6 protein-coding genes are annotated in these 12751 nt (G+C 40.8%); 1 reads left to right on the top strand and 5 read right to left on the bottom strand.

Annotation, left to right across the window (positions count from 1 at the left end; all coding sequences use genetic code 11):
• Positions 1-119: 119 nt before the first annotated feature.
• The gene (locus tag F6K40_RS11615) at positions 120-7595 is read right to left on the bottom strand and encodes a translocation/assembly module TamB domain-containing protein (protein ID WP_293135769.1); all 7476 of its coding nucleotides are present in this window, start codon (positions 7593-7595) and stop codon (positions 120-122) included.
• A 93-nt stretch (positions 7596-7688) separates the two neighbouring features.
• Between F6K40_RS11615 and F6K40_RS11610 the strand changes: the two genes are divergently transcribed.
• Positions 7689-7811, top strand: coding sequence for a hypothetical protein (locus F6K40_RS11610; protein ID WP_293135766.1), 123 nt, complete (start codon positions 7689-7691; stop codon positions 7809-7811).
• Positions 7812-7822: 11 nt separating this feature from the next.
• On the opposite strand, the gene F6K40_RS11605 is transcribed toward F6K40_RS11610, so the two are convergent.
• From F6K40_RS11605 to F6K40_RS11590, 4 genes are all read right to left on the bottom strand, one after another.
• The gene (locus F6K40_RS11605; protein ID WP_293135763.1) at positions 7823-10006 is read right to left on the bottom strand and encodes a DUF3604 domain-containing protein; all 2184 of its coding nucleotides are present in this window, start codon (positions 10004-10006) and stop codon (positions 7823-7825) included.
• A gap of 571 nt (positions 10007-10577) precedes the next feature.
• Positions 10578-10919 carry a type II toxin-antitoxin system VapC family toxin gene (locus F6K40_RS11600; RefSeq protein ID WP_293135760.1) on the bottom strand — a complete coding sequence of 114 codons (342 nt, stop codon included), beginning with the start codon at positions 10917-10919 and terminating at the stop codon, positions 10578-10580.
• Complete coding sequence (locus F6K40_RS11595) at positions 10916-11173, bottom strand: type II toxin-antitoxin system Phd/YefM family antitoxin (protein ID WP_293135757.1); 258 nt, start codon at positions 11171-11173, stop codon at positions 10916-10918. The genes F6K40_RS11600 and F6K40_RS11595 overlap by 4 nt, the downstream gene beginning before the upstream one ends.
• 292 nt (positions 11174-11465) lie before the next feature.
• Positions 11466-12443 (bottom strand): HupE/UreJ family protein, encoded by a 978-nt coding sequence (locus tag F6K40_RS11590; protein WP_293135754.1) that lies wholly within the window; start codon positions 12441-12443, stop codon positions 11466-11468.
• Positions 12444-12751 lie beyond the last annotated feature (308 nt).

The following is a 12751-nucleotide window of genomic DNA, read 5'->3' as shown; positions in this document are numbered from 1 at the left end:
ATTTAAAGAGACATGATATTACAGCGCTTTTCATATTGATGAACTACATCGTCACAACCAGAATCTTGTAGGGACGTTCCATGGAACGTCCCTAATGTGCCAAATGAAAACCGCTGTAATCAAAATCTCGTTTCATACTCAATTGACAACACTGCATTATCAGAAAAATTACTACCTCCTCGGAGACGTACTTTATCATTAACTTGATAATTCACAGACAACTCTGGTGCTTCAAGTATAGTTGCGGATATTCCGAGTTCCTTTGTTACATCAATACCAACCTCTAAACCCCAACCTAAACTGTTCGCACGTTGCGATCCACTTTTAGGAATACTTGCAGGAAATATCCGAAATTCACTTAATCCCGTGAAGTCAATAATATCCTGTTGTATGCCACTAAATAGAGCGGTACTTGCCACATTTGCTAATGCTAAATTTCTGTCTGCACTAAGGGTATTAACAATATTACCTCCTAATAAACTGACTATTTGTGTCTCGGTTCGCTGCGGAGAACTGGTTAGCTCTAGGTTATTTTCGTTATCTTTGTTATCTTCATCTTCTAATTTTGATAGCGGTCCGGTTGCTTTGGCCATAATTTGGATTCTCTGACTACTATTCAAAGTTCCTGGTGATGGAGCATCTATTGTTTCTGCTGAAAATGCAGTACTCGGTCTTGTTGTTAATGAACCACTGCTTTCAAAAGCTGATGCTAATAACTGTACATCTACTATGGGATCGAGTCCATTATCGGGGATAAATTTCGCTGTATTGTTATAGTTAGGATCTAAACGCAAATCTGTACTAAATAAGTTAATTATACCTTCTTCTAAGTTAATTGTACCGCTAGGACGAATGTCAGTGACGGTGCCATTTATCCGTAAACCACCTCCAACTTGAAAATTAGCTAGTCCTGGACTAACCATCTGTAGGCGATCGCTCAATATTACCTGAAAATCATTGATACCAATCTTAAATTCTCCCATACCAAAGCTGCCTCCATCTGTTTGAGTTTCTGCTGTAGAGGCGAATTCACCTGCTAAACCTGCTGCTTGATTCAAAAATATCTTACCTTTGGATACTTCTACGTTACCACCAACTTTGGGTTCCAAAGCTGCTCCTGTAATTACGACTTTACCATCAATACCGCCTTGAAATGCTCTTTTAAAGTCTACGTTAAGGTTGTCTAGGGTAATTGTCAGAGGGTTGTTGATATCTGGATCTTCGCTACTAAAAGGTTTCAATAGTGGTAAAGCACCAACAACTTGAACTACACCATCACTAATGTTTCCTTGAATTTTTTCGACTTCGAGGCGATCGCCATTAAATAAAACGGTGCCTTCCAAGTCTGTTACAGGATCGGGAAATGCTGCTGCAGTTATACTAATATCGTTAAATTCGGCAGAACCTTTTGCTTGTGGTTGTTGCAATGTTCCTTTTACTTCTAATAATATCTCTCCTTTACCTGAGTTTAAAGTCACCTGATCAGTTAAAATATTTACTATTTTGAAGGCATCATTTTTGACATTTAAGCGGACACTAATTTCATTGCTATCTGCGGAATCTTTAGCGAAGGGTAAGTCAATGGGTATATTACCTCTATATTCAATGGGGTCTCCAATTATAGAAAGTTCTCCCTCAAAACACAGTCTCCCAGTTTGGCAACCCAGTCTCTCAGTTTGGTAATTAAATTTTGTTTCTGCTTTTTCAATAGGTTGTTCGTTGAGAGTTCCATCCACTATCTTAATGTTACCAAAAGCTTTGGGATCTTCAAAATTTCCGCCTAATTCTGTTTCTAAATTCAACATTCCTGCAATATTGATATTTGGCGGTACATAACTCTGGGCAAATTTCTGTATTTCTGCCAACTCTACATTTTTTAGTTGCAATTTCCCACTTTGATTTTCTAGACTAAAGTCTCCATTGAATGCTAACGATGCTTCTCCTACTTGCATTTCTAAGGGTTTGACTGTCAAGATATCATTTTCATACTTACCCTGTACGAGAAAATTATCTATTTTGTAAATTCCCCAGTTCCAACCATTACCTTTGATATCAAATTTTCCATCAACACCGGACTGCAACGATCCTTGCGCTATTATGTCGCCCGAAAAAGTGACATCAAGATCGGCAAGGGGTGGTATTGGTATGGGAGTATCTGGTTGTTGACTTGTTTGTTGTTGCAGCAACGCTTGAATTTTAGCAAACCGACGCAACTGCTTCATTAAAGGGGTATTTTCAGGAAAACTTCTTGATAATGTTTGCACATTTGCTGCCGTGCCATAATTGGGAGTTGCCACACCCCGTGCAATCTCTTCTAAGTTAAACCATTGGAGGGCAGTCAAAATATCTTGCACTTCTCCTTTTTCTATTTTGAGACTCCCTGCAAATTTGGGGTTAAAAGTAGAACTGGATGAATTTAGATCAACCATTGCTTGTAAGACATATCGACTATTTCCTAATAACAATGTACCGTCATTAAGATTTGCTTTTCCTTGAGCATAATTTATATCTGCTGTGAAACTTTCAGCATCTATGTAACCAATACCAGGTTTTGCCACCTCTAAATTTCCGTTTGCTTTGATAGAGTTAATGTCGAATGTTCTCAGATCGGATAAAGCTATTTTTGCGGATGCTTCTCCCGTAACTGCACCGATACCAAATTGTTCTGCTGGTGCTATACCTAACAACTCCAGAGGAAATTTTTCTAATGTTACTAAAAAGTTTTCTCCTTGGGTAACTCCTGCGAGTTTTGCTTCGTCGCGTTTAACTAAAAAAGCAGTGGGAAAATAGGTTTTATCTAACACCAATTCCAGACGATCATTTTTACCAGCAATTTTAACGCTTGCTCCTTGAGTAATTCCCGCATTTAATTTGCCTGATAACTCCGAATCAAAATCTACTCCATTTACTGCTAAATTTCTCAAAGCTACATCACCAACTAAGTTTAAGTCGGCAATAGATTGACCGATAATTTTGCCATCAAAGTTGACTCTACCTGTTAATAATTCACCTTTTTTTTCGATGGGTAAGTCTTCCGTAAATTTCTCTATTGGCAGAGATGCTAAATTAAAATCTGACAAATTGACGTTGATATTAATTCCAGAAACAGCGGGAGGTTTTTGTGCTGGAAAATCTACACCTACTTTTCCATTTGCATTAACTTCTGGCGGAATAGTAACTTTTTCTATTTCTATTTCCCTGCCATTCCAGCTAAACCAACCATTGAAAGATTTCTGAATAATTGGTAATTCAGAAAGTGTTAATTTTGCTTTTGCTTGAATAGCTTCTGGAGTTAAATTTTCCAGACTTCCAGATAAGTCAATCTTGCTATTAAATAATCCACCAATTACAGGTAAATTTTCAGCTTGCCCTAATAATTTTTGAGTTTGTCTAATAGCAGCAACGGCAGGTTTTGCCTCTTCTTGTTTTTCTATTGCTTCTGAAAATTTCTCTAAAGGAATTTGCTCTCCCACTACGGTAGCTTGCCATTTTTGACCGACTAATTTCCCAGTAATATTTACCGCTCCACCACCAGAAAAAATTACCTTTCCTTCTGCTTCAGCAGCTATAGCATCTGAGTTTAAATTTTCTAAATTTCCAGCTAATTTAGCATTACCAAGAATATTTCCATCTATTGCTTCTAAATAAGGCAAAGCTAACTTAATAAATTCCTCTAATCCTTCCTCTTTTTTAATCCCTTCATCCGTGCTCAAATCCGTGTCTTTATCCATGCCAAAACCATTTTGTTTAATCCGTGTATCCGTGCCCAAATCCGTGTCTAGCGCTAGCTCTCTTGCTATTTTTTTAACAAAACTTAGAGGAATAGGGTCAGCCCTCACTGCTGCTTCAAAATTTCCTCGTTCTAATTTACCCGTGGCATTAATTGTGTTATTTCCAATTATTAATTTTCCACTTCCATCAGCAGCAATAGCTTGAGGAGTCAAATTATTAACATTAGCAAATACGCTTAAATTTCCAAAAATTTCTCCTTCTATTCCTGGAGGTAAAGTTGCGCTAGGTGGAAGAGCAACTAAATCAGTTTTTCTGATTATTTGTTCTAGACTGCGTAAACCAATTTTGTCGGCTTTTACATCAGCAAAAAAATTACCTCGCTCCAATTCTCCATCAATATCAATTTTATTACCATCAATAAAAAGCTTACTTTTAGCTATTCCTGCTATTGCTTCTGGAGCCAAGTTTATCAAACTTCCAGACAAGTTAGCATTGACATTTACTTGACTATTTAAAGATTTAACAATCGGAATTTGAGCTTGCAAAGTTTTGATTTGATTAGCTTCTACAGGTATTAAGCCAGATACTAAAATTGACTCGCCTAAATCTAAAAGAGGATTTACTGCTAATTTACTACTATTAACTGAAGCTTGAAAATTTCCTCGATTTAATTTTCCTTCAGCGTTAATTGTTCCTCCGGCAATAATTACTTTGCCATCCCCATTAACAGTAATTCCTTCAGGAGTTAAATTATTAATATTTCCAGATACCGTCGCTCCACCTTGAACATTTCCATCAGTATTTCTTGGCAAAATATTAGTTCTCTCTGAAGCAGAACTTCTAAATTCTGAAGCTATTCCTGTTTGATTCAATAATTTTTCTACAGCAGTTAGAGCTATTTGATTTGTTTGAACTGTCGTTTGGAAATTTCCTCTATTTAAGTTACCTGTGGCGTTAATTGTTCCCGCTTCAATTTTTAGATTTCCAGTTAAATTTCCTGTGAGATTTTCTGTGATAAATTCTGGGTCAAGATTAGTTAAATTTCCAGATAAATTGACCTTGCCATTTATTTGACCATTGAGAGATTTTACCCGTGGAATATTTGTCTTAATTAGATTTAATTGTTCTTGGTCAGTAATAATTCCAGAATTTACCGCAGACAAACCTAAATCTAATAAAGGATTAATTGGCAAATCTTGAGTATTAACTAAAGTTTGAAATCTACCATTATTAACTTTGCCACCAGCATTAATTCTGCCATTTGCAAGATTAAGATTGCCGTCAAAATCAACTGTTACTCCTGGCAAACTTAAATTATTTAAACTCCCAGATGCAGTTGCTTCACCATTAATTTTTCCATCGGTTCGACCAGATAATATCGGATTAGGAGTTATCAAAATATCCGAATTTCTAGCAATTCTTTCCAAAGCACTCAAACTCAGTTGAGTAGCTATTCCCTTTCCTTGCCAATTACCATTATTTACTTCACCATTCAGATTAATTTGACCACCAGCAAGATTCACTCTTCCCGTGGCATTTCCATTAATACTATTAATAGACAATTGATTTGTCAGACCAGAAAAATTTGCTTGACCATTAACAATACCTTCCAATCCTGATGGTAAACCCAACGGTTGTAAAGGTTCTAAATTCTCTAAATTAATTTGATTTGCCGTAGCGTTCAGTTGCCAATTTTCCAAATTAGCATTGCCATTAATATTAACCGTTCCTCCACCAACTTTGACAACAGTATTTTTAATATTTGCCTGACTATTAACAATATCAACCTCACCACTTAAAGGATAAACCGCTTTTGGTAACTGCCATTGAATTTGCCCTTTGAGACTTTCCAACAAACCAGAAATTTTCACCTCCGAAGAAAAGTCACCGATGGGAAGAGGTGAGGTGATGCCGTATTGTTGAGCGATCGCCTCCACAGGTAAATTTTCCACCCGCAAATCTAAATCAACTTTTGGGTTAAATTTAGTTTCTTGCTGCTGATTCTGCACAGGTGTTAACTGAACCAAATTTTTCATCCGTGTATCCGTGCCCAAATCCGTGTCTAGCTCCGAGGGGTTAAATTTTGTTTCTTGCTCCTGACTCTGCACAGATGTTAACTCAACCAAACTTTTAATCCGTGTATCCGTGCCCAAATCCGTGTCTAGCTCCGAGGGGTTAAATTTAGTTTCTTGCTGCTGATTCTGCACAGGTGTTAACTGAACCAAATTTTTCATCCGTGTATCCGTGCCCAAATCCGAGTCTAGCTCCGACTGAACCAAATTTTTCATCCGTGTATCCGTGCCCAAATCCGAGTCTAGCTCCGATGGGTTAAATTTAGTTTCTTGCTGCTGACTCTGCACAGATGTTAACTCAACCAAACTTTTAATCCGTGTATCCGTGCCCAAATCCGTGTCTAGCTTCCCAATGACTTCAGAAATGCTGCCTTTACCAGTTATCTTACCTCCCACCACCGGATTAATTTGTAAGTCAGAGAAACCAGCAGTCACATTAACAAATTGAAACTCTTGGTTTAACTCAGGACTAACAGTAAACTTCGTAGCGATATCTTTAAACCTTAACCTGTCAACCCTAGTAACTTCAGTAGTCTCAACTTTTCCCGACACCACCGGTTCCAACAAACTTCCAGAAACCTTAACATCAGTTTTTACTGTTCCTGCCAAAAAAGGTCTAATATTTTCAATTTGACTGCTGATCTGCTGTAACTGTTGTTTAGTTTCCGGTGATGAAGTGTTATTCGAGAACAAACCAATTTCTCTTACCGCAGTATCAAACAGAGTCTCAAAAGAAACAGGCAAAACTTGCGCCTGCAAATCAAGTTTAATATTCTGTAAATCTAAATCTCTTCCTGTTTCCGCTGCACCTCGCAGTTTTACCCCAATATCCCCGTAGTTGACATCCAAATTTTCCAGATTAACTTTTGGCCAAGCAAAATTAGCAACCGTATTCACCTTAACCGAGTTACTCAAAATATCCGTATTCGCTTTCAACTCCCGTAAGCTAACCTTTCCTCTAGCATCCTGCAAAATATCCGCAATATTGTCAGTTATTATTACCCGAGCGCGGAGGTTCGCATCTAACTCCCCACTTTCAACATATATATCCGGAATATTTTCTATCGCTAACGCTAACGGAGCAAAAATTGGCAGTTGCAGTTTTTTTGCTACAACATTACCTTTAACCTCCAAAGTATTGATATTAGCTTCAGCATTAACCTTAAAATTACCACCATCTATAACCTTGCCATTCAGATTAACTATCCAACGTTCTTCATTATCTGTAGCGAGAACTTCACTTTTACCCAAATCTAACAAAATTGGGGTAGCAGATTTTTCCTTTACCGCAGGCTCAATAGTAACATTTAATTTGGGAAAACTGAGCCTTTCAATGTCAATATCTAATGGTGGAGGAGGTAACTCTGCCAATAGTGGTATAGCAAATGAACCATTAGCTTCCTGCTTTACAACTGCTTGAGATTCTCCGAATGTAATATCTAGTCTTACAGTTCCGAATAAAATTGGTCCAAGAGGAAAAGTGACTTTGACTACATCTGTAGAGGCAGTAATAGAGTCAGTCGAAGTCGGAGGTAGGGATGAAGGGCCAAACTCTATGTAACCCAGGCCAAACTTTCTCAACTCTCCCACTTGGACTGGTCTTTGCATTAATTGAGTTAGACTATCACTGACCATTGGGGCCAATCCTTCTTTAACCCACCAACTTACTGCTATTCCCCCTGCTACGAGGACTGTGCCTAATCCTAGACCACTGATAATTATGATTCGTTTCCATTTTCTGGGGGTCGAAAGGTGGGTTTGGTCATTGGGATTTTCTGGGGTATTGGCCATAAGTAACTCAAAAGCTAAAAGTTAAAAGTTTGAAATTTCTTTTAACTATAGCTGTTAGATCCTATATTTTTGCATTACTTTGAATTTTGAATTTTGAATTTTGAATTTTTGAATGAGCGATCGCCTCTAGTTGGGAAGCGATCGCTCATTTGCTGGACTTACACTCAATCAATAGTCTTGATATTACCAAACTATTGTGAGATGCCAGGATCGTAGATTTACTTCATCTACTTAGTTGAATAACGTTTCTCAACCTGCTGAATAATTGTGTCCCAAAAATCTTCGTGACTCACATTTTCAACAGTTTGCCCAGACTGGGATGTTGGTTCCATCGCCACTGTAGCTGGAGAATACCAAATCGGGGATGTATACGCCCGTTCCTGCAAAGTCAGCGGAATGCCGTCACAGTTGGTTAAATCTCCTTCTTCCGGGTTAGTTCCAGTACACCACTCATCACCGTAGAACGCCTTGTCGTAGTCAGTCCAACGTGGAGTAGGAATTTCCAGCACCCGCGCGTAGTAAAACGCACGTTGTGTGGAATCGAAATCTGGGTCAGTCCAAACCTCTGCTAGGTAGTCCGTACCGCTGCTGGTGTCCCAGGTTGCTGTTTCAGTGTCCACCGTGTTTTCGATCGCGGGAACCTTGCCGTCGGCACCAGGGGTGCGTTCGCCAGACCAAGCCACGTCGAATATCTTCTCCTCAGTGGTGCCGTCATCATTCAGCCAGCCTTTAACGATTTGAATCCGGTCCAGATTTGCCCCATAGGAATTTGAATCCTTCTGTGCTGCCACCATAAACGTCGGGGAGGGAGGCTCCGGCGCTGGATATATCAGAGGAACCGGAGGTGCTGGGGGCAAATCGCTGCCCATAGGAACCCCCTTGTCGTAACCCGCTTGAGCCATAAGCTCCGGAGCCGGGTCTAGATCCGAGTCGGTGAAGTTCCAACCGCCAAAGAAGCGCACCGTCATGCGCGGTCCGGTGGTGCCATACACTTCACGCCGCTCCATGGCATCGAAGAGAGCCTTGCGGGTATTTTCAGTAGCCCAAACCCCAATAAAGCCAGAGGAGCCATAGTTCCATCCAAGACGACCGATACCATGATCCTCTATTGCCCGTTCAGCACTGGGAGCCTCATTGGGGTACTTACCCATGTAACTATTCTCTTCTACTGCCGACAGGGCCATATGAGAATCTGATGCACCCTCCAGACCAAATTTGAAGGGGTTCACACCCAAACTTGCTTCCAATTTCAGTCCATTTTTCAGAGCCGGACGAGCATACTCATGCTCACGCATGGCTTTGCGGGCTTCCGGGTCACTGGGTTTTTTGAAGCTCATATCCATGTTGCCGTCTTCCCAACCTGCAACCTCAAAGTCAGCGAATTCATCATCAGGAGATATTTCTGGATGAGTCTCGCTGGTACCTTTAATCTGCGTGACTTCATAGAGCGGTTCCCAAAGCTGTCGCCGTTGAGCGTAGTCTTTGGTTAAGGGATTACCATTATGGTCGAATTCCGCAAACATCAGACCGTTACTGAGATTGCCATTGTGAGGAATCGCGAGCACATCACCACCGGTTTTGTCTTCATAAGCTTGCATCCAATTCCAAAGGTCTTCTGGATTGGTGCTTTGGTCTGTGGTGTAGGGGACCAGTTGCTTGGCTTTGTCCCCATTATCGCGGTAGATGATGTTGCGGTGTAAGTTGTTGCCACCCAACACCGAGGTCCACTCATAGCCAATCACTGCCGTGAAGTTACCTGGATCGTTATAAGTTTCTGCTGCATCAACGATCTCTTGCCAAGCGGTTTGGAACTCTTCAGCAGAGGGAAACATACATAAGGGTGCTTCCCCCCGGCCAAAGACTGCAGTAATTTCTGATTGAACTTGAGCTGCCTCATCTCCACCCGCGATCGTCATTTCATGCCATCTATTGACCATCTCTTGATCGGCACCACAATCTGTAGGAGGATTATACAAAAACTGCCCAAAAGCCCCTAGTCCATCTGAGTGATCGGTAACGACCAAAAAATCTAAGGGACGAGAAAGCTTCACGGGTTGTCCTGCATCAATCGTGACTTCATTCCCTTTAGCAAATTCATAGGAATCTGCGGGTGTCAAACGAGTTCCAGCAGAACCTGCATCAAAGGAATAAATAGTATGCAGGTGGGTATCGCCCCATAACACCTGTTGAGGATGTTCCACATTGGGAGAGTAACACTCCGTATTCGGATCAAAGCGACAATCTATTTCAGGCACAGGGGGTGAGGTTTTTTTCCGAAATATAAAGTCGTATTCTCCTGGGATCGAGGGAGTCGCCAGGGCGGTGTTGGGAGCGAGGAAAATGCTACCAACGAAGAGGAGAGTGCAAAGTCCGGCCAAAAGCCGTTGGACTTGCGAAAACGTTCGTTTCATTGTGGTTAGATAAACTCAATCGGAATTGTCTTTTTTTGGATTTTTTGAACCTCGGACAAGATGTCTATCGGTTTAGTTTGTTTTTGCGCTCGCTTCCTAACTAGAGGCGATAGCTCTATTGCTGGACTTATACTCAGTCAATGAGTTGGAAAACTACCAAACTCTTGTGAGATGCCAGGAGCTTAAGGAAGTCAGAATTCAGAAGTTTTTTGTAACGAGGATTCAAGCTCCGCTCCAAAAACGTTTCGCCTTAAAAAGAGGGGCTTTAGACCCAATTATTTTGATAAATTTATTTCATCTACTTGGTTGAGTAATGTTTGTCAACTTGCTGAATGATTGTGTCCCAAAAATCTTCGACGAAACAGTCTAGTACGTTCTATAATTTTCTCAAAGAGCGATCGCTTTCTTGGTAAAATCCAATCTACTACCACTCTACCTTAACTGAATAATTAGCAAAAACAGAATCACGACTAATCAGCACTGCATTTTCTACATTAGCTTGAGCAATCAGTAAACGATCAAAAGGATCTTTGTGATATAGCAGTCGAAGCAAAGGTTAGGACACGTATCATTAACCTAAAACCCAGACAACGCATGGTTTTTCCTTCTGCCTTCTGCCCTCTGCCTTCTGCCTTTTGCTATAAACAGACAAACTATCTAAAGCTAAAACATGAGCAACAGTAATTGGTAATATTTCGGTCAAATTATTTTGTTGAATAGCAACAATTTCTCCAAAAGTTTTATTTAATGTTAGTTTACCTAACTGGTGTTTAATTGAAATTTCCCAAAGACTAACCACACTCAATAACCTCAAATTATTCTTATTTGTTAATAACTCTAATGCACGTTGAGAAAGTTTTGATGGCTCACTATCCCACCAAATAAAAGTATGTGTATCTAACAGTAATTTCATGGTTTTTGCAACCAAAATTCATCTGGTAAAGATTGATCAAAATCATCATTCATTACTATAGCACCTAAATTTAATCCAGGTTGAGGTGTTTTTTCTAATGACAATCTAGTTTCAACAACTGGATTAAGTAGAGTTAATCTAGCAACCGGAATATTATCATTAGTAATGACTATTTCTTGCTCATCTTGAATCGAATACAGTAATTCAGTAAGACTCATTGGTAATTGTTTTAGGTCAAAAGTTTTGTTTGACATAGCTTTGTATCTAAAAGTGATATCTTCTAATTATAACCTCGGTAGCGATAACTTCGTTAAGGGCGTTAATGATTTCCACTATCTGTTTAACTCCGGACAAGAAGTCCACTGGTTAGCTTTTGGTTGTGTGTTGGGAAATACTGGACTTACACTCAGTCAATGGAGGTGGAAACTACCAAGCCATTGTTAAGATGCCAGGAGCTTAAGGAAGTCAGAATTCAGAAGTTTTTTGTAACGAGGATTTAAGCTCCGCTTCAATCAACTATAGATGTTGAGATAGAGTTTCTATCAGTTAGCTCCAAAACGCCATAACTCGCTGAATACACCAGAAAGATGCCATCGTCCCAATACCATAAGTAGGCAGCCATCCCAACCAGCGCGGATAGTTCTCGGAACCCAAACGTTTCAGACTCTCCATCACCGCAACCACCGCCAACACAAAAGCCAGTTGCCCCAACTCCACCCCAACATTGAAAAACAACAAAGCCGGAGGAATATCCTGGGGCGGCAAACCTACCTCAGTCAAAGCTCCTGCAAAGCCAAAGCCATGCAGTAACCCAAACGTCAGAGCCACCAACCAGGGATATTGCTCAGTTAGTCCCGTTTTTCCCATCCGACTATGAGCCAATTCTGAAGCCAAAAACAAAATACTCAGAGCAATCACCGCTTCCACAGGAGCTTGAGGGACATTCACAAACCCCAACGTCGCCGCCCCCAGAGTAACACTGTGAGCCAAAGTAAAAGCAGTAATCGTCTTCACCAAACGCCAAGAAGGGCCGACGATTAACACCAGCCCCAAAACAAACAACAAATGGTCAATACCGCTGAAAATATGCTCTACACCCAGTTTCAGGTAAGTCTGCCCAACAGCAAACACCGTCGTTTTTTCTGGAATCACAAAAGTTTCTTGCCCCGTCGGCAACATAGTAGTTTGGGAATGCCCATCCGCCCATTCCACTCGCAACAGCACTTCCACAAAATTATTAATCAATCCAGGAAACGTAATAGTTGATTCAGCCAATCCTTTGTCGCCACAATCTAATGTCCATTGGGAAACAGAAGTAGCGATCGCTCCTGGAGTAATAGCTACAGAACAGTGTTTCGGAAAAACAGGGCGAATGGCGATCGGAGGTCCATATCCATCATCCCCAGAACCAAAAGCTGGAGGTGTTTTCCAAAGTGCGTCAATTTGACCAGAGGGTTGTTCTCGTAATTCCAGGTAGGCGGTTTGAAAGCCGTGAGCAAAAGCCGGAGTAGGAGAAAATCCCAAAGTTATAACAACTAGGAGAATTAGACAAAGACAACGTAGTAGCACGTCCAGACTAAAATCGTGGCTCGGGAAACTATTGAAGACCTCTCCCCCTGCCCTTCTCCTGCAAGGAGAGGGGGGTCTTTCTCCCCCTTCAATACTCAAATTGTGGCTCGGGAAACTATCGAAGACCTCTCCCCCTGCCCCTCTCCTGCAAGGAGAGGGGGCTATTTCTCCCCCTTCAATACTCAAATTGTGGCTCGGGAAACTATCGAAGACCTCTCCCCCTGCCCCTCTCCTGCAAGGAGAGGGGGCTATTTCTCCCCCTT

This window comes from Okeania sp. SIO3I5, from assembly GCF_010672085.1.
GTDB lineage: Bacteria > Cyanobacteriota > Cyanobacteriia > Cyanobacteriales > Microcoleaceae > Trichodesmium.
Note: the sequence above shows the minus strand (reverse complement) of the source record. Positions and strands in the feature narration are given on the sequence as shown.

What these genes read in the sequence shown, in the direction of transcription:
- F6K40_RS11600 (WP_293135760.1), bottom strand. Translation starts at nt 10,919, where the DNA reads ATGAAATTACTGTTAGATACACATACTTTTATTTGGTGGGATAGTGAG.
- F6K40_RS11595 (WP_293135757.1), bottom strand. Translation starts at nt 11,173, where the DNA reads ATGTCAAACAAAACTTTTGACCTAAAACAATTACCAATGAGTCTTACT.
- F6K40_RS11615 (WP_293135769.1), bottom strand. Translation starts at nt 7,595, where the DNA reads ATGGCCAATACCCCAGAAAATCCCAATGACCAAACCCACCTTTCGACC.
- F6K40_RS11605 (WP_293135763.1), bottom strand. Translation starts at nt 10,006, where the DNA reads ATGAAACGAACGTTTTCGCAAGTCCAACGGCTTTTGGCCGGACTTTGC.